This is a genomic window from Ancylobacter gelatini (assembly GCF_022601675.1).
Taxonomy (GTDB): domain Bacteria; phylum Pseudomonadota; class Alphaproteobacteria; order Rhizobiales; family Xanthobacteraceae; genus Ancylobacter; species Ancylobacter gelatini.
Genome location: NZ_JAKVIL010000009.1, coordinates 132,286 through 153,545, shown reverse-complemented (window position 1 = coordinate 153,545; position 21,260 = coordinate 132,286). Strand labels below are relative to the sequence as shown.

Below are 21,260 nucleotides of genomic sequence, written 5' to 3'. Positions count from 1 at the left end.
TCATGAGCGACGATACCCGCAACCCGGCGGAAGACCCTGACGCGGCGGCGGAAGCCTCCCTCCAGGAGGGCATCGCCGTCGATCCCGCGCAGGAAGCGGCCGCCGAGGCCACCGAGACCGTTGCCGCGCAGTTCGCGGCGGAGAAGGAGCGGCTCGAGGCCGAGGTCGCCGCGCTGAAGGACAAGTTCCTGCGCGCCTTCGCCGAGGCCGACAATGTACGCCGCCGCGCCGAGCGCGAGGTGGCGGACGCCAAGGTCTATGGCATTACCGGCTTTGCCCGCGACGTGGTGACGGTCGCGGACGATTTCGAGCGCGCGCTCTCCACCATCGACCCCGAGGCGCGCGAGAAGGCCGACGGCACGTTGAAGACGCTGCTGGAGGGCATCGACCTCACCGCCCGCGCGCTGACGCAGACCCTGAGCAAGCATGGCGTGGCCCGGATCGAGGCGGAAGGCGCCAAGTTCGACCCGAACCTGCACCAGGCGATGTTCGAGGTGCCCAATACCGAGCTGCCGTCCGGCACCGTGGTCCAGGTAATCCAGTCCGGCTACACCATCGGTGGCCGTGTGCTGCGCCCGGCGCTGGTCGGCGTGTCCAAGGGCGGGCCCAAGGTCGCCTCGCCGTCGGACAGCGGGACCGCCGAGACCAAGTAAGCACGATCTTAGACCAGCCGGCGGCGAGACGCCTCGCTGCCGGCCGGCGCGCCGGCAACATGCCTCAGCGCATCTCAACCGCGTCGCGCAGCCCGCGCAGGCGGGTGAAGTTGTCCTCGAAGCTCTCCTCGGGCGTCACCCCGACCATGCGCAGATAGCTGCCGCGCCCGAAGCTGAGCCACTGCGCCACCTTCACCGGCTTGCCGGTCTGCGTCTCGATGCCCTTGGCGATGATCTCGATGCCGGGCTGGCCGGCGATCCGGAGCGGGCCGCCGCGCTCGGGGCGGATGTCCTTCACGCCGGGAATGCTGCCCAGCGCGCGCTTGGCGAGGCTTTCGCGTTCTTCTTCCCGCACATCGCCGCGCGCCACGCCGACGATGAAATAGGGCAGCACATTGCCGCCCTTCTCATCGGGGCGGGCTCCGGTCAGCAACACCGCCGACCCGCCGAGCACCCGCAGCACGCGGAAGCCGCCGAGATCGGAAATGGCGAAGGGCAGGCGCGCCAGCATTTCCTCTTCCGTGGGCGGCGCGCGGAACGCCAGGCTGCGCAGCGCGGTCTCGATCGCCTCGTCGGAATAGCGCCCGGCGGATTCCTCGGGGAACTGCACGGTGATCATGGCGGTCTGGCCCTTGCCTTCCGCCAGCATGATCCATTTCTTCAGAGCGATGGCGCCCACGCTCTGGTAGCCGGTGAGCAGCACCGCCTTGTGCCCGTCCGCCAGTTCGATGTCGCGGCGGTCCTCGACCGTCACGCCCTTGGACTGAAGCGCCTGTGGCTCGAAGGTCTGGAGGATGGCGTCATAGGCGCCGGGCGGCATCTCGACGATCAGGATCGAGGCCTTGGCGGCGCGGTCCTCGAAACCGCCGACGCCGGGAATTTCGGTCATGCCGGCCGGCGGAACCAGGCCGATCGAGCCCTGATTGGGGAACACGACCTGTGCCGCCGCCGGAAAGCTCAGGCCCAGCAGCAGGAAGATGCCCAGAAGGGCCTTGGCGAATCGGTGCAATCCAGTCTCCTCGAGGCTCGACGATATCGGCGGCCGCAACCGCTCCCAGCCTTATAACGCGCCGGTGGCGGCGTCATCAGCACGATGCACCCGCCGTAACGTCAGATTGATCCGCCCGGGCTGTTTCAGCAGCGTCGACGAGCCCGGCAGAATGCGGTCGATGCCGTGAAACGCCAGCCGGCTCGGGCCCGACAGCAGCAGCGCGTCGCCCGAGGCGAGGCGGATCGAGCGGGTGGGGTCGGTGCGCTTGATACCGCCAATGCGGAAGACCGCGGTATCGCCCAGCGAGAGCGAGAGCACCGGCGCGCCGAATTCCTCCTCGTCGCGGTCCTGATGCAGCCCCATGCGGGCGCCCTCGCCATACCAGTTGATCAGGCAGGCTTCCGGCGGGGCGGGACAGGCGGCGAGTTCGCCCCAGGCGCGCAGCAGAACCGGCGGAAAGGGCGGCCAGGCCCGGCCGGTCTCGGGGTGGAGCGGCTGGTAACGATAGCCTGCCGCGTCCGACACCCAGCCCAGCGGCCCGCAATTGGACATGCGCACGGAGAACGGCTTGCCGGTGCGCGGCATGCGCGGGGTGAACAGCGGCGCCTCCGCGAGCAGCGCGCGCAAGTCATCGGCCAGCGCCTGCTGCTGGTCCCGCGACAGCCAGCCTTGCCACCACAGGCAGCCGGGGGCGAGTTCGATCGGGCTTGTCATGGCGCTCTCCGTTCCCGCCGGCACCGCGCCGGTTCAGAGCTTGCGCAGCGCCACCGCCTCGACCTCGTGATCGCCGCCCTTGTGCAGGATCAGGTCGGCGCGCTGGCGGGTCGGCAGGATGTTCTCGCGCAGGTTCACCAGATTGATGGTGCGCCAGATGCCGCGCGCCGTGGCGTCGGCCTCATTGTCGGTGATGCCGGAATAGCGATGGAAATAGGCCGCCGGGTCGCGGAAGGCGGTGGCGCGCAGCCGCATGAAGCGCTCGACATACCAGCGCTCCAGTATCGCCTCGTCGGCGTCGATATAGATCTTGAAGTCGAAGAAATCGGAGACGAAGGGAATGCCCTTGCCGTCCTTGGGCGGGCGCGAGGTCTGCAGCACGTTCAGCCCCTCGACGATGAGGATGTCCGGCTGATCGACCTCGACCATCTCGTTCGGTGTCACGTCGTAGTTGAAGTGGCTGTAGACCGGCGCGCGCGCCGGGCGGCGGCCCGCCTTGATGTCCGAGAGGAAATGCAGCAGCGCCGGCAGGTCGTAGCTTTCCGGGAAGCCCTTGCGCTGCATCAGCCCTTCGCTCTCCAGCACCGCATTGGGCAGCAGGAAACCGTCGGTGGTGACCAGCGCGACCTTCGGCGTGTTATGCCAGCGCGCCAGCAGCGCCTGCAGCACGCGCGAGGTGGTGGACTTGCCCACCGCCACCGAGCCCGCGACGCCGATGATGTAGGGCATCTTGCCACCGGCCTCCGGGCCGAGGAATTTCTGCATGGCGCGGTACAGCTTCTGCGCCGAGCCGACATACATGGACAGCAGCCGCGACAGCGGGAGATAAATTTCCTCGATCTCCGCCAGCGACAGCCGGTCGTTCAGGCCCTGAAGCCGGGCAATCTCGGCATTTTGCAGCGGCTGGGGCGTGTCGGCACGCAGCGCCGCCCATTCCGCGCGTGTGAAATTGCGGAAGGGCGAAAGCCCCACGCTATCGAGCTTCAGGTCCATCGGCGCTTCCCCAGATCGCTCGCCCGGACATTTAGGCCGCCGGGCATTGGTCGACCATATACCAAATGATGAGCCGGCAAGGAACCAGGTCGCGCGACGGGGATGTCAGTCCCGGCTTCGCGCCGCTTTTTCTTCAAGCCCGCTCTGGGCCGTCCGCCGGCCAAGTTCGTCATAAACGTCTTCCAGCGGCACACCGCGCACCTGCAGCAGCACGGCCAGATGGTAGAGAAGATCGGCCGCCTCGGAAACGACCGCTTTGGTATCAGCGGAAACCGCGGCGAGCGCGGTCTCGACCGCCTCCTCGCCGAGCTTCTGCGCGCATTTGGCAACGCCCTTCTCGATCAGGCTGCGGGTATAGGACGAGCCGGCATCGGCCCGCGCGCGCTGCGCCACGATGGTGGCGAGCGCGTCGAGATCCACGCGGGACTTGGTCTCACTCATGATCAGCCCTCCATTCCGGCGGCGCGCACCGGCAGCCCGGCCTCGGCGAGCCGCCTTTTGGCCTCGCCGATGGTGAAGGTGCCGAAATGGAAGATCGAGGCCGCGAGCACCGCCGACGCGCCGCCCTTGGCGATGCCGTCGACCAGATGGTCGAGGACGCCGACGCCGCCCGAAGCGATCACCGGCACCGGCACGGCATCGGAAATGGCGCGGGTCAAGGCGAGGTCGAAGCCCTCGCCGGTGCCGTCGCGGTCCATCGAGGTCAAAAGCAGTTCACCCGCGCCCAGCGCCACCACCTCGCGGGCGAATTCCACCGCGTCGAGGCCGGTGCGGTTGCGCCCGCCATGGGTGAAGATTTCCCAGCGGTCGGGCGCGCCCTCGGCCGAGACCTTCTTGGCGTCGATCGCGACCACGATGCACTGCTCGCCGAACTTGGAAGCCGCCTCGCGCACGAACTCCCGGCGCGCCACCGCGGCGGAATTGATCGACACCTTGTCGGCGCCGGCATTCAGCAGCGCGCGGATGTCCTCCACCGTGCGCACGCCGCCGCCCACGGTCAGCGGCATGAAGCACTGTTCGGCGGTGCGCGACACCACGTCGATCATGGTGCCGCGATTCTCGTGCGTGGCGGCGATGTCGAGGAAGCACAATTCATCCGCACCGGCCGCGTCATAGGCCTTGGCGGCCTCCACCGGATCGCCGGCATCGCGCAGATCGACGAATTTCACACCCTTGACGACGCGCCCGTCCTTCACGTCGAGGCAGGGGATGACACGGACCTTGAGCAGCGACGCGCTCATGAGGCGCGTCCCGCCGCCATCCCCGCCACCAGCGCCAGCGCGGCATGCGGGTCGAGCCGGCCGTCATAGAGCGCGCGGCCGGTGATGGCGCCTTCCAGCTTTTCGGCGCGCGGCTCCAGCAGCGCCTTCACGTCCTCGATCGAGGCAAGCCCGCCAGAGGCGACGACCGGAATCGAGATCGCCTCCGCCAGCGCGATGGTGGCGTCGAGATTGAGCCCCTTGAGCAGCCCGTCGCGCGCGATGTCGGTGTAGACGATGGCGCTCACGCCGGCATCCTCGAAGCGCTGCGCCAGTTCCAGCGCGGTGAGGTCCGAGGTTTCCGCCCAGCCTTCCACCGCCACGCGCCCGTCCTTGGCGTCGAGCCCGACCGCGACGCGGCCGGGGAAGCGGCGCGCCGCCTCCTTCACGAAGGCCGGATCGCGCACCGCCGCCGTGCCGAGAATGACGCGGGTGATGCCCTTCTCCAGCCAGCCTTCCACGCCCGAAAGGTCGCGGATGCCGCCGCCGAGCTGCACCGGCATCGACACGGTTTCCAGGATGCGGTCCACCGCCTGCGCGTTCACCGGCCGGCCGGCGAAGGCACCGTCGAGATCGACGATGTGCAGGTAGCGGAAGCCCTGGCGCTGGAACTCGGCGGCCTGCTGGGCCGGGTCATGGTTGAACACGGTGGCCTGCGCCATGTCGCCCTGCTTGAGGCGCACGCACATGCCGTCCTTGAGATCGATCGCGGGAAAGAGGATCACGGCGCCCACTTCAGGAAATTGGCGAGGAGAGCGAGGCCGAGGCGCTGGCTCTTCTCGGGATGAAACTGCGTGCCGGCGAGATTATCGCGCGCCACCATGGCGGTGACCTTGCCGCCGTAATCGGCGGTGGCCACCACATCCTGCGGCCGCCGCGCGGCCAGATGATAGGAATGGACGAAATAGGCATCGAGCCCGTCCGGCCCGGTGGGAATCCCGTCAAGCAGCGCATGCGCGCGGCGCACGTCGAGCGAATTCCAGCCCATATGGGGAATCTTGAGCGCGGCATCGTCCGGCTCCAGCTTCACCACATCGCCCTCGATCCAGCCGAGGCCCGGGGTGACGCCATGCTCCAGCCCGCGCGAGGCCATGAGCTGGAGACCGACGCAGATGCCGAGGAAGGGCCGACCTTCGCCGATCACCGTCTCGGTCAGCGCCTCGACCATGCCGGGCACCGCGTCGAGGCCGCGCCGGCAATCGGCATAGGCGCCGACGCCCGGCAGCACCACGCGGTCGGCGCGGCGCACCGCGTCCGGGTCGGCGGTGACGATAACCGGGCGAGCGCTGCCGCCCTCGCGCGCGGCACGCTCCAGCGCCTTGCCGGCCGAGTGCAGATTGCCCGAGCCGTAATCGATCAGGACGACGGAATTATCGCGGCTCATCGGCCCGTCGCCTCCGGGAACAGGCCAAGCACCGTGCGCGAGGGCGTGCGCGTCCGCAAAGGCACACCGCCGGCCTGCCCGTCGAAGAAACGCTGCTCGGCGGCATCCAGCGTCGGGGCGATCAGCGCGCCGACTTCCTCATAGCCGTGGGCCGTCAGCTTGGCGCGGCGCAGCGCCGGCAGCTCGAATGCGACCACCAGATGGGCGAAGGCATAGAGCACGTCACCGGCATCGCCGAGTTGGAGCTGGTGGATCGCGAAGGCCAGGCCGCCCTGAAACGCCACATAGCCCAGCACCGCCAGCCACAGCCGGTGGCGCAGCAGCACCAGCGGCGCGAACAGCAGCGCGAGCCAGGAAAACTTCTCGCGCACCAGCACCACCTGCTCGGCCCATTGTGCGCCGACAAGCGCGTTGTCGCCCTCGTCGGGCACGAAAACGGTCCACACCGCCATGGTTCACACGTCCTTCAGCGCTCAGCCGCCGAGGCTGCCCTTGGTGGAAGGGATTTCCCCCGCCGCCGCCGGATCGATCGCCACCGCCGCCCGCAGCGCGCGGGCGAGGCCCTTGAAGCAGCTCTCCGCTATATGGTGCGCATTGGCGCCGTACAGCGTCTCGACATGCAAAGTGAGCCCGGCATTCATGGCGAAGGCCTGGAAGAATTCGCGCACCAGCTCGGTGTCGAACTCGCCGATCTTCGGCACGGCGAACTCGGTGCGGAACACCAGGAACGGCCGGCCGGAAATGTCGAGCGCGACGCGGGTCAGCGTCTCGTCCATCGGCAAATGCAGGCTGGCATAGCGGGTGACGCCGCGCATGTCGCCCAGCGCGGTCTTCACCGCCTGGCCGAGCGCGATGCCGACATCCTCCACCGTGTGGTGGAAGTCGATATGGGTGTCGCCCTTGGCCTTGATCTCCATGTCGATGCGCGAATGGCGCGCGAGCAGGTCGAGCATGTGATCGAAGAAGCCGACGCCGGTTGCGATAGTCCCCTTGCCCGTGCCGTCAAGGTTCACGGAAAGGCGGATATCGGTTTCCTTGGTGGCGCGGGTGATGCTGGCCGTGCGCATGGCAGATAAATCCTGGGCGGATTGGGCTCCCGGAAAGAGCCGGCGTCTTAGCAGCATTGTGACGTATGCGCCATATCAGGGCGTTAAGGCGCCGCGCCACCTTTCGACCACGCCCCTTGACGATCTACCTACCAGAAGGTAGACGTAGCTCATGACCAGCATCTCCACCCATGATCTCATCCTGTCCAGCGCCCGGACCCTGATCGTCTCGGGCGGCTATAACGGGTTCAGCTATGCCGACATCGCCACGGTGGTCGGCATCCGCAAGGCGAGCATCCACCACCACTTCCCCACCAAGGCGGAACTGGTGCGCAGTCTCGTCGCCGGCTACCGCAAGGAGGCGGAGGCGGGGCTGGGCGCGCTGGAGGGCGCCGTTGCCGATCCGGCCGACCGGCTGCGCGCCTATGTCGGCTACTGGCAGCGCTGCATCGCGGATGCCTCCGCGCCGTTCTGCATCTGCGCCCTGCTGGCGAGCGAGATGCCGGCCTTGCCCGAAGAGGTCGGCGCGGAAGTGCGTGCTCATTTCCGCACGCTGGCGGCCTGGCTGCGCACCGCACTGGAGCAGGGCGCCGGGCAGGGCCGTTTCCGTCTGGAGCGGGACGCGGCCAGCGAGGCGGAGGGCTTCATGGCCACCATCCATGGCGCCATGCTGTCCGCCCGTGCCTATGGCGACGCCGCCTGCTTCGACACCATCACCGATTCCCTGCTGGACCGTCTCACCGCCCGGCCATAGGCACGGCGGGAGCGGGTCGGCTTTTACCCTCTAAGCCTACCGACTGGTAGGTAGATAAAGGATCTTCCAATGTTCGGCATTTCTCCCCTCGGCTGGCTGCACACGCTGGGCAGCCTTCCCGCCATTCCCGTCGCGTTCTACATGTTTGCCCGCTATGGGCGCATCGTGCCGCGCTCGGTGCCCGGCGCCATCTATTTCGTCGCCATGCTGATCGGCGGCGCGAGCGTCTTCCTGGTCACTCATGTGTCGGTCGGCTACGTGATCGGTGCGGTCACGCTGGTCGTCGTGCTGGTCGGCTACGGCGTCGGGCCGCTCCTCGGCACGGGCCGCGTGAGCCGCTATGTCGAGACCATCTGCCTCAGCCTGAGCGCGTTCCTGCTGATGCTCCCGGCGGTGTCCGAGACACTGCGCCGGGTTCCGGACGGCCATCCCATCGTCACGGATCCGTCCGCGCCGCTGCTGCTCGGCACGCAGGCCGGCCTGCTCGTCCTGCTGCTGGTCGGGCTGACGGCACAGATCCTTTATCTGCGCCGCCGCCCGGCGGTGTGAAAGGTCGCGGGCCCGCCCCGCGTCCGGATGTTGCATCGGGGCAACGGCTTCCTAAGTATGGGCTCTGTACCGGAGTCCCTCATGAACCATTCCCCCGACACCATTTACGGCACCACCATCGTCTCCGTGCGCGAGGGTGGCCGCGTGACCATTGGCGGCGACGGCCAGGTGACGCTCGGCGCCACGGTGATGAAGTCCAATGCCCGCAAGGTGCGCCGGCTCGGGCGCGGCGATGTCATTGGCGGCTTCGCCGGCGCCACGGCCGATGCCTTCACCCTGTTCGAGCGGCTGGAAGCCAAGCTGGAGCAGTATCCCGGCCAGCTCCAGCGCGCCGCGGTCGAACTCGCCAAGGACTGGCGCACCGACCGCTATCTGCGCCGGCTCGAGGCGATGATGATCGTCGCCGACGCGAATATCACACTGGTGCTCACCGGCACCGGCGACGTGCTGGAGCCGGAGAACGGCATCGCCGCCATCGGCTCGGGCGGCTCCTTCGCGCTCGCTGCCGCCCGCGCGCTCGCCGACAGCGGCAAGAGCCCGGAGGAGATCGTGCGCAAGAGCCTCGCCATCGCCGCCGACATCTGCATCTACACCAACCAGAACGTGGTCGTGGAATCGATCGGCTGATCCCGCCCGGTCGCCTCCCCGCGTGAAGGAACCCGCATGACCAATTTCTCGCCTCGCGAAATCGTCTCCGAACTCGACCGCTACATCGTCGGCCAGCACAAGGCCAAGCGCGCGGTGGCGATCGCCCTGCGCAACCGCTGGCGGCGCCAGCAGCTCGAAGGCCATCTGCGCGAGGAGGTTCTGCCCAAGAACATCCTGATGATCGGCCCCACCGGCGTCGGCAAGACCGAGATTTCCCGCCGCCTCGCCAAGCTGGCCGGCGCCCCCTTCCTCAAGGTCGAGGCCACCAAGTTCACCGAGGTCGGCTATGTCGGCCGCGACGTCGAGCAGATCGTGCGCGACCTCGTGGAGATCGGCATCGGGCTGGTGCGGGAAGTCCGCCGCAAGGATGTCGAGGCCAAGGCGCATCTCGCCGCCGAGGAGCGCGTGCTCGACGCTCTGGTCGGCGCCACCGCCTCGCCCGGCACCCGCGAGAGCTTCCGCAAGAAGCTTCGCGACGGGCTGCTCGACGACAAGGAAGTCGAGGTCGAGATTTCGTCCGGCGGCGGCCAGGGCATGCCGATGTTCGAGATACCCGGCATGCCGGGCGCGCATATGGGCGCAGTGAACATCGGCGACATGCTCGGCAAGGCGTTTGGCGGCCGCTCACGCCCGCGCCGCGTCACCGTCAAGGAAGCCCATCCGCTGTTGCTGTCGGAAGAGGCCGACAAGCTGATCGACCAGGAAGCCACCGTTCAGGAGGCGATCCGCGCGGTCGAGGAGAACGGGATCGTGTTTCTGGACGAAATCGACAAGATCGCCGGTTCCGAGCGCCGCGGCGGCGCCGATGTGTCACGCGAGGGCGTGCAGCGCGACCTGCTGCCGCTGATCGAGGGCACCACCGTCTCCACCAAGCACGGCCCGGTGAAGACCGACCACATCCTGTTCATCGCCTCGGGCGCGTTCCATGTCTCCAAGCCGTCGGACCTGCTGCCCGAGCTTCAGGGCCGCCTGCCGATCCGCGTCGAACTGGAAGCGCTGACCCGCGAGGACTTCAAGCGCATCCTCACCGAGACCGAGGCCAGCCTGGTCAAGCAGTCGGTGGCGCTGATGGGCACCGAAGGCGTGACGCTGGAAGTGACCGAGGACGCGGTCGAGGCGCTCGCCGACATCGCGGTGCAGGTGAACGGCTCGGTCGAGAACATCGGTGCGCGGCGGCTGCAGACCGTGATCGAGCGCGTGCTCGACGACCTGTCCTTCACCGCCACCGACCGTTCCGGCGAGACCGTGGTGATCGATGGCGCCTATGTCCGCGACCGGGTGACGGACCTCGCCAGCAACACCGACCTCAGCCGCTTCATCCTCTGATTCGGTCACGAAACGATACCCCCCGGCCTCGCGGCCGGGGGCGGTTTCACGTGAAACGGCGCCCTCAGCCCGGCCGGCTCAGGATCTTCAGCCGGCCGAGCAGCTCGGCGACCGCCTCGGGCGGAAGGATCGCGATCTGGCGGGCCAGCAGATTGGCAAGCTCGGTCGCCTCGGGCGACAGGCCGGCGGTGTCCACCACCACACGCGGGTCGGACATCTCCGCCAGCATGCGCAGCGCCTCCGCCTCGTCCCAGATGACGTTGAAATAGGTCATGATGCGCTGGAGCATGAGCCAGGTCGGCTGGCCGCGCTTGCCGTGCTCCAGCGCCGAGAGATAGGCGGCCGAGACCCCGATCTGCTCGGCCATCTGCGACAGCGTGACCCCGCGCTCGGCGCGCATTTCGCGCATGCGGCGGCCGAACGGTGTCATCGTCCGTCCCCTCGCATCCGGCGCACCCGCACATAGAGCGCGCCCTCGCCGCCATGGCCCCGGGCGGCGGTCTCGAAGCCGATCACGATGCCGCGCATCTCCGGCGCGGAGAGCCATTGCGGCACCAGCCGTCGCAGAACGCCGCGGCCCTCGCCCTGAAACAGCATCGCGCCCTCCGCGGGTCCGGACGAGCCCTTGCCGGTGATCACCAGCACCAGCGAATGGCCCGCGCCCTGCGCGCCGCGCAGGAAGGCATTGAGCCGGGAATGGGCGGCACCCTGTGTCAGGCCGTGCAGATCGAGCCGGGCATCGACCTCCGCCCCGCGCGACAGGCGGCGGCGGGTCTTCGGCTCCAGCGGCGCCAGCGGTGGCGGAGACGGCGTTTTCGGCGGCGGAACGGGCTTCAGGGGCGCCGCCTTCGCGGGTTTGGCGAGCTTTTCCGGCGGCGCGGCAGCCGCCGTCACCGCCTCCTCGATCACCGGCGCGGCGGGACGGCGCTTGGGCGCCGGGCGCATCTCGCGCACGGAGCGGGTGACATGCTCCCAGAGCTGCTTCTCATCCGGCCGCAGCGGGCGCCGCCGGCGCGGGCCAGACGGTTTCTCGTCCCCTTCCGCCATCATTCCGCTCCCGGAATGTTCGGGCGGGCGGGCGGCAGCGGCGCCCTGGCGCGGGTGAAGTCGAGTGCCTTGGGCAGCAATATGGCGAAGCGGCCGGGATGGCGGATGCGCCCGGCGATCGAGCCGGCCTCGTCGCCGGCGCCGAAGAAGATGTCAGCCCGCGCCGGCCCGACGATCGCCGAGCCGGTGTCCTGCGCCACGGTCAGCCGGCGGAACGGCTCGATCGCCCCGTCCGCGCCGGTCGGCAGCTCGGCATCGAGATAGAACGGCGTGCCGTAGACATGAAGGTTCCGGTCGACGGCGATGGAACGGTCCGGCGTCAGCGGCAGACCCTGCGCGCCCACCGCGCCGTCGTCGCGGCCGAGTTCGTGCGCCTCGCGGAAGAAGATGAAGGAGCGGTTCTGCCGCATCAGCTCGCGCCCCTCCTCGGGGTGCTCGGCAATATAGGCCCGGATCGCGTCCATCGACATCTTCTCGCGCGGCACCAGCCCCCGCTCCACGAGCAGCCGGCCGATCGGGGTGTAGCTCTGGCCGTTATGGCCGTCGTAATTGAGCCGCAGCACCCCGCCATCGGGCAGCCGGACCCGGAGCGAGCCTTGGATATGGGCGAAGAAGGCGTCGGCCGGATCCCTGATCCAGGCGATCTCCAGCCCCTTCTCCTTCAGCGCGCCGTCCTCGATGGCGGCCCGGTCGTAATAGGGCACTAGCCCGTCGCCCTCACGCCGGAACGCCTCGCCCTTGTTGGCGGGTGGTCCATCGGAAGGCGGGGCGCGCAGCACAAGGTCTTTCGGCCGGGCATAGAGCGGGGTGGCGTAGATGTCCGAGCGGGTGCGCGAGCCGTCGACTTCCGGTTCGTAATAGCCGGTGAGAAATCCCCCCGGCTCGCCGATCGCGGTGATGAGGAAGGGGCGGAAATGCTGCTCGAAGAAGGCGCGTGCGCGCGCCTCCGAGGGCTGGCGCGGCAGGGATGCGGCGTGCCGGCATATTCCGCGCAGCGCCGCGAACATCGGGCGCGGAGGCGTCGCCGCATCGGCACCACGCTGCAGCACACGGCAGCTCTTGCGGAAAGCGGCGAGCGCGGGTCGCGGATCGTCGGCCTCCCAGCCGTCGAGGGCGGCGAAGCGGGTCGGCTCCAGCGCGGCCTGGGAGAACAGCGGGGCGGGCAGCGGACGATGCCCGGAGGCGAAGGCCCCGGGCGCCGCAATCAGTCCCGCTATGAGGCCGGACGCAAGGAGGATGACGAGATGAGCGCGCACCTCGTCATGTTCTCACGAAGCCGCTTCGGTGGCGACCAGCTTCCAGTTTGGATCGCGGGCACCGACATCGCGGGAGAAGGTCCACACATCGGTGACGTCCACCACCTGCTCGGCGTCGCCGTCGATCACGGCGCCGGCCTTGTCGCGCGTCACCGAGATGAGCTGCGAGACGAAGCGCAGCGTGATCTGCGCGGTGCGCCCGCGCACCAGCGCCTCGATGATGTCCGCCTTCTGGATGCCGACGAAGCGCGTCTCCATCTTCTCGCCACGCGATTCGCGCTCGGTGATGGCGGCGTTGAAGCCGTCATAGACATCCTTGGCCAGCAGGTTCTTCAGCGTGGCGCGGTCGCCCTCGGCGAAAGCGACCACGATCATCTCGTAAGCGCCGCGCGCGCCTTCCAGAAAGTGCTTGGCGTCGAAGCCGCGCTCCTGGGCGGCGATGGCGTCCAGCCCGTTGGCCACCGCCGAGCCCACCTCGGCGACACCCGTCCACCGCGCAGGCGCCGGCTCGTCAGCATCCACGGGCTCCACCGGCTCGGGCACACCCGCCGGCTCGCCCTTGCGGTCCGGGAAGTTCACCACCTTGTCGGCCGCGCCCGTCGGAGCGTTGGCGGCATCGCGGCGGGAATAGGGATCATAGGGCGGCCGCTCGCGCCCGGTGCGCTGTCCGAGCACGCTGCGCAGCCGTATGAAGATGAACACGGCCAAGGCCAGGAAGATGATCGTATAAATATCGAACACGTTGTTCTTGCCGCTGCTCGTCACCCCCGGAATTCCGGGAATGCTCGGTGTCTGGTGAGGCCGCCTCCTGCGCCCGAACGGGCGCGAGAAACGGTCCATGAATGCCTATGTACGACGTTTAGCCGATTTGGCCAGTCTTGCCGTGCCGCTAGGTCACATCCAAGCACGCAAGAGTGACCTCCGGGCGGCGATTCATTGTGACACTAGTGCAAGCGGGCACCCTGCGCCAAGGGGACGCGGCCAAGGGAACGCGAGGACGCGGACGCGGCCATAGGGCGGCGGCGCGGTGGCCTGGCGCCTTGTGAGCGACCATCAACCGTGTTAGCGACACGCGCCCTTCGCTTGAAAAGACCGGCCGTGGCGGTTTGACCGACCCGGCGGCACATGCGCCGGCGCGCACGCGCCGACCAAGGCGCACCACGGAGATTTAAGATGGCCGAGACCGAAAACACCACTGCGATGCCCACGCTGCAGGTGCTGACCCAGTACATCAAGGACCTGTCCTTCGAAAATCCCGGCGCGCCGGAATCTCTCGCCGGCGGCGGCCAGCCGCAGATCGGCATCCAGATCAATGTCGGCGCCAAGCCGGTGCGCGAGTCCGAATTCGAGGTCGAGCTGAAGATCGAGGCCAAGGCCGAATCCGGCGGCAAGACCCTGTTCGCGCTGGAACTCTCCTATGCCGGCATTTTCCGCGCCCAGAACGTGGCCCAGGAAACCGTGCACCCGTTCATCATGATCGAGTGCCCGCGCATGCTGTTCCCGTTCGCCCGGCAGATCGTCGCCGACACGGTGCGCAATGGCGGCTTCCCCCCGCTGATGATCGACCCCGTCGATTTCGTGACGCTGTATCGCCAGCGCATGGCCAAGACCCAGCCGAGCAACGTGCTCGCCTCCTGAGGCTCGGACGTCTCCCGGCCGGCGGCGCGGGCTTACGCCTCGCCGGCCGTGTATTCCTTCCAGAGCGCGGCCTCGCCCAGGCTTGCGACGAAGGCCGTGTGCGCCGCCAGCTCCTCCGCGCTCAGCCGCGGCGGGAGTGGCGCCGGGCGCCGGCGCGGCCCCGCCTCGCGCCGCTCGGCGATCTCGGCCCGGCTCTCCGTCACCATCAGGCCGAGCGCAGTCTGCCGGCCGCCGCAGAGCTCCGCATAAACCTCCGCCAGCAGTTCCGAATCCAGCAGCGCGCCATGCTTGGTGCGCCGCGAGGAATCGATGCCATAGCGCGACATCAGGTCATCCAGCCGGTTCGACTGTCCGGGATGGCGGCGACGCGCCAGGCTCAGCGTGTCCACCACCCGGTCGAAGGTCAGCGGCGGCTTGCCGAGCCGGCCTAACTCGGCGTTAAGAAAGCCGATGTCGAAGGCCGCGTTGTGGATCACCAGCGGATCGCCGCCGATAAAGGCGAGGAAGTCGTCCGCGACAGCGGCGAACAGCGGCTTGTCGGACAGGAACTCCGCGGAAAGCCCGTGGACGTTGAACGCCTCGACCGGCATGTCGCGCTCGGGATTGACGTAGACGTGGAAGGTCTGGCCGGTGGGAATCCGGTTCAATATCTCGACGCAGCCCAGCTCGACCAGCCGGTCGCCCCGCAGCGGGTCGAGCCCGGTGGTTTCCGTGTCGAGTACGATTTCACGCATCGTCGTCTCCCGCGCACAGCCGCGCCGCCAGCGCCGCCACCTGCCGGCGGGCATCGTCGAGCCCCCGGCTGGTGTCGATGATAAAATCGGCGCGAGCGCGCTTTTCCGAATCAGGCATCTGCCGCGACAGGATCGCCGCGAATTTGTCGTCCGTCATGCCGGGACGGGCAAGAACCCGCGCGCGCTGCACAGCTTCCGGCGCCGAGACCACGACCACCGCGTCGACCCGGCCCGTCGTGCCGTTCTCGAACAACAGCGGAATGTCGAGCACGGCCAGCGGCGCGCCCTGCTCGCGCGCGGCTTCCAGAAAGGCCCGTTCGCGCGCGCGTACCAGCGGATGCACGATGGCCTCCAGCCGCTTCATCGCCGCGTCGTCGCCGAGCACCTTCGGGCCGAGCCGCGCGCGATCGATCCGCCCATCGACCGCCACGCCGGGAAACGCCGCCTCCACCGGGGCGACGCCCTCCTGCTCATAGATCGCGTGGACGGCGGCGTCGGCATCATGGACCGGGATGCCGAGTTCGCGGAACAGCGCGGCGGTGGCGGACTTGCCCATGCCGATCGAGCCGGTGAGGCCGAGCCGGAAGGGGACGCGGGCGCTCACGTCAGCTGTCCCTTGGCGGCAAGGTCGGCGAGGGCGAGCGCGCGCAGCTCCGGCGTCACCTGCGGGCGCACGCCGAACCAGCGCTCGAAGCCCGGCACCGCCTGGTGCAGCAGCATGCCGAGCCCGTCGACGGTGGCAAGGCCCTGCGCCTTGGCGGCGCGCAGCAGCGGGGTTTCCAGCGGCACATAGACCGCATCGCTCACCAGCGCGTCCGGGGAGAGCGGCGACAGATCGATATCGAGCGGCGGCTGGCCCTTCATGCCGAGCGAGGTGGTGTTGACCAGCAGCCGGCAGCCGGCGAGGCGGCCCGGCAGGTCGCGCCAGGCGACCGGGTGGACGCGCATGCCGAACTGTTCACGCAGCGCCTCGGCGCGGCCCAGCGTGCGGTTGACCACCGCCACCCGCCCCACGCCGCGCTCCAGCAGGCCGTGGACGATGGCGCGCGAGGCGCCGCCGGCACCCAGCACGACCGCCTCGCCCAGCGAGCGCGCCCAATCGGGCTCCGCCGCGTCGAGATTGGCGAGGAAGCCATGAACGTCGGTATTGGCGCCATGCAGCCGGCCATCCTCCAGCCACAGCGTGTTCACCGCGCCCAGCGCCGCCGCAACCGGATCGAGTTCGACGGCCGCGCGGAACGCGGCCTCCTTATGCGGAACGGTGACATTGGCGCCGACGAGGCCGCTGGCTTTGAAATCGCTGAGAAAGGCGTCAATGGCCTCGGGCGCCACGTCGAGCCGGCTATAGGCGCCGTCGATGCCGTGCTTTTCCAGCCAGTAGCCATGGATCAGCGGCGAGCGCGAATGCGCGACCGGATGGCCGATGATCCCGGCGCGGCGGGTGGTCTCACTCACAGCACATCTCCATGCCGGCGCAGAAAGGCCAGCAGCGGCAGCAGCGGCAGGCCCAGAATGGTGGAATGGGCGCCCTCGACCGTCTGGAACAGATGAATGCCGAGCCCCTCAAGCTGGTAAGCGCCGACACTGGACAGCACCGCATCCCCCGCGGCGTCGAGATAGGTCGCGATCACATCGGGACCAAGCGGGCGCATGGCGAGATGCGCGGTGTCTGCGGCCTCGAACAGCACCTCGCCGTCGCGGGCGAGCGCGAGTGCGGCGTGCAGCTCATGAGTTTTTCCGGCCAGCCGGGCGATCTGCGCAGCCGCGGCGGCGCGATCCGCTGGCTTATGGAAAGCCTCGTCGCCCAGCGCCAGCGTCTGGTCGGCGCCGAGCACCAGCCGGCCGGGCCGAGCCGCGCTGCCGGCCAGCGCTTTCGCCGCCGCGAGACGCGACGCGACGCCGGCAGGTCCAACCCCTTCCGCGACCGCAGCCGCTTCCAGCGCGCGCTCGTCGACCGGGGCATCCACGGTCTCCACCGGAATGCCGGCGGAGGCGAGCAAGGCGCGCCGCGTGGCGCTTTTCGAGGCCAGCACCAGCGGTTCCTGCGCCCGCCACAGCGAATATCTCACCGCGTCACTCACCTAGCGCGCCTCGGAACGCTTGCGGCGATGCTCCTGCAGCAGCCCGATGATCGCCGCCGCTGTCTCCTCGATGGAGCGGCGGGTAACGTCGATCACCGGCCAGTCATGCCTGGCGCAGAGCCGGCGCGAGAAAGCGATTTCTTCCGCCACTGAATCGCGGTCGGTGTAGGCATCGTTTGGCTGGGCCGCATTGAGCCCGAGCAGGCGGTTGCGGCGGATTTCCACCACGCGCTCCGGGCTCGCCACCAGCCCGACCACCAGCGGATGGCGGAGTTCCGAGAGCCCCGCCGGCACCGGGAGACTCGGCACCAGCGGGATGTTGGCGGTCTTGATGCCACGATTGGCGAGATAGATCGCCGTGGGTGTCTTTGAGGAGCGCGAAATGCCGAGCAGCACGACATCGGCCGCTTCCAGCCCCTCGGTGTGCTGGCCATCGTCGTGCATCACGGTGAAATTCATCGCGTCGATGCGGCGGAAATAGTCGCCATCGAGCTGGTGCTGGCCGCCCACGCGCGGTGTCGGCACACCGCCAAGATAGGCCTGGAACAGGCGAACGACCGGCGCGAGCACCGAGAGCACGGGAACCGAATTGTCGGTGCAATAATTCTTCAGCCGGTTGCGCAGTTCGGGATCGGTCAGCGTGTAGAGCACGATGCCGGGATAGGCCTCGATATCGCTGATCACCTTGTCTAGCAGCTTGTGGCTGCGCACCAGCGGATAGATGTGCTCGATCGGTTTCACGCCGCTATATTGCGCCGCCGCCGCGCGCCCGACGCTGATCAGCGTCTCGCCGGTGGAATCCGACACAAGATGAAGGTGATAGTAGCTTTCCGTGGGCCGGGTGCCGTCCGTCACGCTATCCATCCACAGGCCTGTGCATGGAACAGGTAAAAGCCATGGCTCGGCGCGCTTAGCAAGCCCGGGCTGGGGAGAACCCTGAATTCCCTCCACAGGCCACGGGCTGTGCAAATCTGGGGGGCGGGCTTTGCGAACTACGAGGATAACCCGATGCTGCCAGCCAGCGTCTTGATAGACAAGGATTTCACGCGCCAACGGGCCGCGCGCCCCGCCTTGATGGCTGGGGGCCGGTTGTGGGCCGCGCGTAACAGGGCTAATGCCCCTATCTAAACAACTACGACTCTCCTTCAGAAGAGATTAATTAAGTATGAAAGAGCCGGTGGATGAGCGTTCGCACCCGAACGGGGTGCTCTCGGCCCTCGATGGTCACGTCCCTTCGCGCACGCCGATCTGGATGATGCGCCAGGCCGGGCGCTACCTGCCGGAATATCGCGAGCTGAGGGCCAAGGCCGGCGACTTCCTCACCCTGTGCTACACGCCTGAATATGCGATCGAGGTCACGCTCCAGCCGATCCGTCGCTTTGGATTCGATGCGGCGATCCTGTTCTCCGACATCCTGGTGGTTCCTCATGCGCTGGGCTGCTCTCTGGCCTTCGAGACCGGGGAAGGACCGCGGCTTGGGCCAATCACCGACCTTGCCGGGCTTAATGCGCTGAGGACCGATCTGGATCCCTTGAAGATCGACCGCGTTCTGGAGGCGGTGTCCGGCATCCGCGCGGCGCTGCCGAAGGAAACCGCGTTGCTCGGCTTCTGCGGCGCGCCGTGGACGGTCGCCACCTACATGATCGCCGGACGTGGCACCCCCGATCAGGCTCCGGCACGGCTCGCCGCCTTCCGCGATCCGGCATTCTTCACCGCGCTGATCGACCGTCTGGTCGAGACCTCGGCGGGATATCTCATCGGCCAGCTTCGCGCCGGTGCCGACGCGGTGCAGATTTTCGACAGCTGGTCGGGCGTGCTGGATCCGGTTTCGTTCCGGCGCTGGAGCATCGAGCCGGTGCGGCGCATCGTGGAGAAGGTGCGGGCGCAGGTCCCGGGCGCCCGTATCATCGCCTTTCCGAAGGGCGCGACCTTGCCCGGCATCACCGAGCTGGTGGCGGCGACCGGCGTCAATGGCGTCGGGCTGGACTGGAGCGCCGACCGCAAGGCCACACGGCTCGCCGTGGGCGGCAAGGTCGCGCTTCAGGGCAATCTCGATCCGCTGGCGCTGATCGCTGGCGGGCAGGCGCTGGACGGGGAGATCGACGCGCTGATGGAGGAGTTCCGCGGCGCCGCGCACATCTTCAATCTCGGCCACGGCATCCGGCCGGAAACCCCGATCGCCCATGTCGAGCAGATGCTGAAGCGGGTACGGGGCTGAGCGGGTAGGTTTAAGCGATGCTCTATGACTGGATCAAGGCGCTGCATGTCATCGCGGTCATCTCCTGGATGGCCGGGATGCTCTATCTGCCGCGGCTCATGGTCTATCATTGCAGCGCCGAGCCGGGGTCGGTGCAGTCCGAAACCTTCAAGGTGATGGAACGCCGCCTTCTGAAGGCGATCATCAATCCCGCGATGGTGGTCACCTGGGTCGCCGGGCTCTGGATGGCGTGGGAGGCCGGCTGGTACACCGCTCCCTGGTTTCACGCCAAAATCGCGCTGGTGCTGGCGATGAGCGGTTTTCACGGCGCTTTATCGCGCTGGGTCAAGGACTTCGCGGCCGACCGGAACATCCGTCCGGCGCGGTTCTATCGCATCGCCAACGAGGTGCCGACCCTGCTGATGATCGCGATCGTGATCCTGGTGATCGTTAAACCTTTTTAATGATCGTCCAATCCGTCGCTTGCAGGCTTGCGTGGAATCACGCGCTTGCCTATGGTGCGCTCTCTTCCACGAAGCTGGCTGACGCCCTTTTCGTGTCGGCATCCTCCCCGTTTGCCGGCCGGAGCGTCGGACAAGGCGGCAGAAAACTGTCCCGCCAGGTCCACAGACCAGCGCTTCCCTTGATCCTTATTGCCTGGTTTGAGTGTTTGCTTGACCGGGGTAATCCAACTTCCGAGGCCTTTTCCCATGGGGGAAATGAAGCTCCAGGACCTCAAGTCCAAAACCCCGGCCGAACTTCTCGTGTTCGCCGAGGAACTCGAGGTCGAGAACGCCAGCACGCTGCGCAAGCAGGAGCTGATGTTCGCCATTCTCAAGCAGCTTGCTTCCCGCGAGACCGATATCATCGGCGAAGGCGTCGTCGAGATCCTCTCCGACGGTTTTGCCTTCCTGCGCTCGCCGGATGCCAATTATCTGCCCGGCCCGGACGACATCTATGTGTCGCCCAGCCAGATCCGCCGTTTCGGCCTGCGGACCGGTGACACGGTCGAGGGCCAGATCCGCTCTCCGAAGGAGGGTGAGCGCTACTTCGCGCTGCTCAAGGTCAACACGATCAATTTTGAAGACCCCGAGAAGATCCGGCACAAGATCAATTTCGACAATCTGACGCCGCTCTACCCGGATGAGCGCTTCAAGCTCGAGATCGAGGACCCGACCCGCAAGGATTTCTCGGCGCGGATCATCGATGTGGTCTCCCCGATCGGCAAGGGGCAGCGCGCGCTGATCGTCGCCCCGCCGCGCACCGGCAAGACCGTGCTGCTGCAGAACATCGCGCAGTCCATCACCACCAATCATCCCGAATGCTACCTCATCGTGCTGCTCATCGACGAGCGCCCCGAGGAAGTCACCGACATGCAGCGCTCGGTGAAGGGCGAGGTGGTGTCCTCCACCTTCGACGAGCCGGCCCAGCGCCATGTGCAGGTCGCGGAAATGGTGATCGAGAAGGCGAAGCGCCTGGTCGAGCACAAGCGCGACGTGGTCATTCTGCTGGATTCGATCACTCGTCTTGGTCGTGCCTACAACACGGTGGTGCCGTCCTCGGGCAAGGTGCTGACCGGCGGTGTCGATGCCAACGCCCTGCAGCGCCCCAAGCGCTTCTTCGGCGCGGCGCGTAACATCGAGGAAGGCGGCTCGCTGACCATCATCGCCACCGCGCTGGTCGATACCGGCTCGCGCATGGACGAAGTGATCTTCGAGGAGTTCAAGGGCACGGGTAACTCCGAGGTCATCCTCGATCGTAAGGTCTCCGACAAACGCGTGTTCCCGGCGATCGACATCACCCGTTCGGGCACCCGCAAGGAAGAGCTCCTGGTGCCGGCAGACGTGCTCAAGAAGATGTATGTGCTGCGGCGCATCCTCAACCCGATGGGCACGGTTGACGCGATCGAGTTCCTCCTCGACAAATTGCGCCAGACCAAGACCAATGGTGACTTCTTCGATTCCATGAACACCTGACAAAAGGTGCCGGC

General features: G+C 67.8%; 27 protein-coding genes. 9 read left to right on the top strand and 18 right to left on the bottom strand.

The window, feature by feature from the left end; translation table 11 throughout:
- Positions 1-2 precede the first annotated feature (2 nt).
- Complete coding sequence (gene grpE / locus MKI84_RS16125) at positions 3-653, top strand: nucleotide exchange factor GrpE (protein WP_241621210.1); 651 nt, start codon at positions 3-5, stop codon at positions 651-653.
- 64 nt (positions 654-717) lie between these two features.
- Here grpE and MKI84_RS16120 read toward each other — a convergent pair whose 3' ends face one another.
- From MKI84_RS16120 to hisB, 9 genes are all read right to left on the bottom strand, one after another.
- Positions 718-1,662, bottom strand: coding sequence for a hypothetical protein (locus MKI84_RS16120; protein ID WP_241621208.1), 945 nt, complete (start codon positions 1,660-1,662; stop codon positions 718-720).
- 51 nt (positions 1,663-1,713) lie between these two features.
- Positions 1,714-2,358 carry an alpha-ketoglutarate-dependent dioxygenase AlkB family protein gene (locus tag MKI84_RS16115; protein WP_241621207.1) on the bottom strand — a complete coding sequence of 215 codons (645 nt, stop codon included), beginning with the start codon at positions 2,356-2,358 and terminating at the stop codon, positions 1,714-1,716.
- Positions 2,359-2,391: 33 nt separating this feature from the next.
- Positions 2,392-3,351: a type I pantothenate kinase gene (coaA, locus tag MKI84_RS16110; protein ID WP_241621205.1), complete on the bottom strand. Its 960-nt coding sequence runs from the start codon at positions 3,349-3,351 to the stop codon at positions 2,392-2,394.
- Between the two features lie 105 nt (positions 3,352-3,456).
- Positions 3,457-3,792, bottom strand: a complete 336-nt coding sequence (locus tag MKI84_RS16105) for a phosphoribosyl-ATP diphosphatase (protein ID WP_241621203.1) — start codon at positions 3,790-3,792, stop codon at positions 3,457-3,459.
- 2 nt (positions 3,793-3,794) lie between these two features.
- Positions 3,795-4,580 carry an imidazole glycerol phosphate synthase subunit HisF gene (hisF, locus tag MKI84_RS16100; protein WP_241621278.1) on the bottom strand — a complete coding sequence of 262 codons (786 nt, stop codon included), beginning with the start codon at positions 4,578-4,580 and terminating at the stop codon, positions 3,795-3,797.
- An 8-nt stretch (positions 4,581-4,588) separates the two neighbouring features.
- On the bottom strand, positions 4,589-5,335 hold the full coding sequence (hisA, locus tag MKI84_RS16095; protein ID WP_241621201.1) for a 1-(5-phosphoribosyl)-5-[(5-phosphoribosylamino)methylideneamino]imidazole-4-carboxamide isomerase: 747 nt from the start codon (positions 5,333-5,335) through the stop codon (positions 4,589-4,591).
- Positions 5,332-5,994 carry an imidazole glycerol phosphate synthase subunit HisH gene (gene hisH, locus MKI84_RS16090; protein ID WP_241621199.1) on the bottom strand — a complete coding sequence of 221 codons (663 nt, stop codon included), beginning with the start codon at positions 5,992-5,994 and terminating at the stop codon, positions 5,332-5,334. The genes hisA and hisH overlap by 4 nt, the downstream gene beginning before the upstream one ends.
- On the bottom strand, positions 5,991-6,446 hold the full coding sequence (locus tag MKI84_RS16085; RefSeq protein ID WP_241621198.1) for a DUF2628 domain-containing protein: 456 nt from the start codon (positions 6,444-6,446) through the stop codon (positions 5,991-5,993). Before MKI84_RS16085 ends, hisH begins: the two co-directional genes overlap by 4 nt.
- Positions 6,447-6,467: 21 nt before the next feature.
- Entirely contained in the window at positions 6,468-7,061 is a 594-nt protein-coding gene (gene hisB, locus MKI84_RS16080) for an imidazoleglycerol-phosphate dehydratase HisB (protein WP_241621196.1), read from the bottom strand.
- Between the two features lie 151 nt (positions 7,062-7,212).
- On the opposite strand from hisB, the gene MKI84_RS16075 reads away from it, so the two are divergent.
- The 4 genes from MKI84_RS16075 (at position 7,213) to hslU (ending at position 10,317) form a co-directional block, all read left to right on the top strand.
- Positions 7,213-7,794 carry a TetR/AcrR family transcriptional regulator gene (locus tag MKI84_RS16075; protein WP_241621194.1) on the top strand — a complete coding sequence of 194 codons (582 nt, stop codon included), beginning with the start codon at positions 7,213-7,215 and terminating at the stop codon, positions 7,792-7,794.
- Between the two features lie 69 nt (positions 7,795-7,863).
- Positions 7,864-8,343, top strand: a complete 480-nt coding sequence (locus MKI84_RS16070; protein WP_241621192.1) for a hypothetical protein — start codon at positions 7,864-7,866, stop codon at positions 8,341-8,343.
- Between the two features lie 81 nt (positions 8,344-8,424).
- Entirely contained in the window at positions 8,425-8,970 is a 546-nt protein-coding gene (gene hslV, locus MKI84_RS16065) for an ATP-dependent protease subunit HslV (RefSeq protein WP_241621191.1), read from the top strand.
- 36 nt (positions 8,971-9,006) lie between these two features.
- Positions 9,007-10,317: an ATP-dependent protease ATPase subunit HslU gene (gene hslU, locus MKI84_RS16060; RefSeq protein ID WP_241621189.1), complete on the top strand. Its 1,311-nt coding sequence runs from the start codon at positions 9,007-9,009 to the stop codon at positions 10,315-10,317.
- 64 nt (positions 10,318-10,381) lie between these two features.
- Here hslU and MKI84_RS16055 read toward each other — a convergent pair whose 3' ends face one another.
- From MKI84_RS16055 to MKI84_RS16040, 4 genes are read right to left on the bottom strand one after another with little or no spacing between them, the layout of a single operon-like run.
- Positions 10,382-10,747 carry a helix-turn-helix domain-containing protein gene (locus MKI84_RS16055; protein WP_241621187.1) on the bottom strand — a complete coding sequence of 122 codons (366 nt, stop codon included), beginning with the start codon at positions 10,745-10,747 and terminating at the stop codon, positions 10,382-10,384.
- Complete coding sequence (locus MKI84_RS16050) at positions 10,744-11,364, bottom strand: Smr/MutS family protein (RefSeq protein WP_241621186.1); 621 nt, start codon at positions 11,362-11,364, stop codon at positions 10,744-10,746. The genes MKI84_RS16055 and MKI84_RS16050 overlap by 4 nt, the downstream gene beginning before the upstream one ends.
- Entirely contained in the window at positions 11,364-12,620 is a 1,257-nt protein-coding gene (gene mltA / locus MKI84_RS16045) for a murein transglycosylase A (protein ID WP_241621184.1), read from the bottom strand. The genes MKI84_RS16050 and mltA overlap by 1 nt, the downstream gene beginning before the upstream one ends.
- Before the next feature lie 12 nt (positions 12,621-12,632).
- Entirely contained in the window at positions 12,633-13,361 is a 729-nt protein-coding gene (locus MKI84_RS16040) for a Tim44/TimA family putative adaptor protein (RefSeq protein ID WP_241621276.1), read from the bottom strand.
- 432 nt (positions 13,362-13,793) lie between these two features.
- Between MKI84_RS16040 and secB the strand changes: the two genes are divergently transcribed.
- Entirely contained in the window at positions 13,794-14,258 is a 465-nt protein-coding gene (secB, locus tag MKI84_RS16035; protein WP_241621182.1) for a protein-export chaperone SecB, read from the top strand.
- A gap of 32 nt (positions 14,259-14,290) precedes the next feature.
- Here the strand turns inward: secB and dnaQ are convergent, their stop codons facing one another.
- From dnaQ to MKI84_RS16010, 5 genes are read right to left on the bottom strand one after another with little or no spacing between them, the layout of a single operon-like run.
- Complete coding sequence (gene dnaQ / locus MKI84_RS16030) at positions 14,291-14,992, bottom strand: DNA polymerase III subunit epsilon (protein ID WP_241621180.1); 702 nt, start codon at positions 14,990-14,992, stop codon at positions 14,291-14,293.
- Positions 14,985-15,596: a dephospho-CoA kinase gene (gene coaE / locus MKI84_RS16025; protein ID WP_342593644.1), complete on the bottom strand. Its 612-nt coding sequence runs from the start codon at positions 15,594-15,596 to the stop codon at positions 14,985-14,987. The genes dnaQ and coaE overlap by 8 nt, the downstream gene beginning before the upstream one ends.
- Positions 15,593-16,447 carry a shikimate dehydrogenase gene (locus MKI84_RS16020; RefSeq protein WP_241621178.1) on the bottom strand — a complete coding sequence of 285 codons (855 nt, stop codon included), beginning with the start codon at positions 16,445-16,447 and terminating at the stop codon, positions 15,593-15,595. The genes coaE and MKI84_RS16020 overlap by 4 nt, the downstream gene beginning before the upstream one ends.
- Positions 16,444-17,073 (bottom strand): Maf family protein, encoded by a 630-nt coding sequence (locus MKI84_RS16015; protein WP_241621177.1) that lies wholly within the window; start codon positions 17,071-17,073, stop codon positions 16,444-16,446. Before MKI84_RS16015 ends, MKI84_RS16020 begins: the two co-directional genes overlap by 4 nt.
- Positions 17,074-17,937, bottom strand: a complete 864-nt coding sequence (locus MKI84_RS16010) for a pyruvate, water dikinase regulatory protein (RefSeq protein WP_241621174.1) — start codon at positions 17,935-17,937, stop codon at positions 17,074-17,076. It abuts the gene before it with no gap.
- 301 nt (positions 17,938-18,238) lie between these two features.
- On the opposite strand from MKI84_RS16010, the gene hemE reads away from it, so the two are divergent.
- From hemE to rho, 3 genes are all read left to right on the top strand, one after another.
- On the top strand, positions 18,239-19,291 hold the full coding sequence (gene hemE, locus MKI84_RS16005) for a uroporphyrinogen decarboxylase (RefSeq protein WP_281063241.1): 1,053 nt from the start codon (positions 18,239-18,241) through the stop codon (positions 19,289-19,291).
- A gap of 17 nt (positions 19,292-19,308) precedes the next feature.
- The gene (hemJ, locus tag MKI84_RS16000; RefSeq protein ID WP_241621172.1) at positions 19,309-19,734 is read left to right on the top strand and encodes a protoporphyrinogen oxidase HemJ; all 426 of its coding nucleotides are present in this window, start codon (positions 19,309-19,311) and stop codon (positions 19,732-19,734) included.
- Positions 19,735-19,980: 246 nt separating this feature from the next.
- A complete protein-coding gene (gene rho, locus MKI84_RS15995) occupies positions 19,981-21,246 on the top strand; it encodes a transcription termination factor Rho (RefSeq protein WP_241621170.1) in 1,266 nt (421 codons plus the stop codon).
- Positions 21,247-21,260: the final 14 nt, after the last annotated feature.

Coding starts and splice junctions, on each gene's coding strand:
- hslU (WP_241621189.1), top strand. CDS start 9,007: ATGACCAATTTCTCGCCTCGCGAAATCGTCTCCGAACTCGACCGCTAC.
- MKI84_RS16055 (WP_241621187.1), bottom strand. CDS start 10,747: ATGACACCGTTCGGCCGCCGCATGCGCGAAATGCGCGCCGAGCGCGGG.
- hslV (WP_241621191.1), top strand. CDS start 8,425: ATGAACCATTCCCCCGACACCATTTACGGCACCACCATCGTCTCCGTG.
- secB (WP_241621182.1), top strand. CDS start 13,794: ATGGCCGAGACCGAAAACACCACTGCGATGCCCACGCTGCAGGTGCTG.
- hemJ (WP_241621172.1), top strand. CDS start 19,309: ATGCTCTATGACTGGATCAAGGCGCTGCATGTCATCGCGGTCATCTCC.
- MKI84_RS16085 (WP_241621198.1), bottom strand. CDS start 6,446: ATGGCGGTGTGGACCGTTTTCGTGCCCGACGAGGGCGACAACGCGCTT.
- hisB (WP_241621196.1), bottom strand. CDS start 7,061: ATGCGCACGGCCAGCATCACCCGCGCCACCAAGGAAACCGATATCCGC.
- MKI84_RS16010 (WP_241621174.1), bottom strand. CDS start 17,937: ATGGATAGCGTGACGGACGGCACCCGGCCCACGGAAAGCTACTATCAC.
- hemE (WP_281063241.1), top strand. CDS start 18,239: ATGAAAGAGCCGGTGGATGAGCGTTCGCACCCGAACGGGGTGCTCTCG.
- hisH (WP_241621199.1), bottom strand. CDS start 5,994: ATGAGCCGCGATAATTCCGTCGTCCTGATCGATTACGGCTCGGGCAAT.
- MKI84_RS16050 (WP_241621186.1), bottom strand. CDS start 11,364: ATGGCGGAAGGGGACGAGAAACCGTCTGGCCCGCGCCGGCGGCGCCCG.
- MKI84_RS16115 (WP_241621207.1), bottom strand. CDS start 2,358: ATGACAAGCCCGATCGAACTCGCCCCCGGCTGCCTGTGGTGGCAAGGC.
- dnaQ (WP_241621180.1), bottom strand. CDS start 14,992: ATGCGTGAAATCGTACTCGACACGGAAACCACCGGGCTCGACCCGCTG.
- MKI84_RS16075 (WP_241621194.1), top strand. CDS start 7,213: ATGACCAGCATCTCCACCCATGATCTCATCCTGTCCAGCGCCCGGACC.
- MKI84_RS16105 (WP_241621203.1), bottom strand. CDS start 3,792: ATGAGTGAGACCAAGTCCCGCGTGGATCTCGACGCGCTCGCCACCATC.
- MKI84_RS16070 (WP_241621192.1), top strand. CDS start 7,864: ATGTTCGGCATTTCTCCCCTCGGCTGGCTGCACACGCTGGGCAGCCTT.
- rho (WP_241621170.1), top strand. CDS start 19,981: ATGGGGGAAATGAAGCTCCAGGACCTCAAGTCCAAAACCCCGGCCGAA.
- grpE (WP_241621210.1), top strand. CDS start 3: ATGAGCGACGATACCCGCAACCCGGCGGAAGACCCTGACGCGGCGGCG.
- coaA (WP_241621205.1), bottom strand. CDS start 3,351: ATGGACCTGAAGCTCGATAGCGTGGGGCTTTCGCCCTTCCGCAATTTC.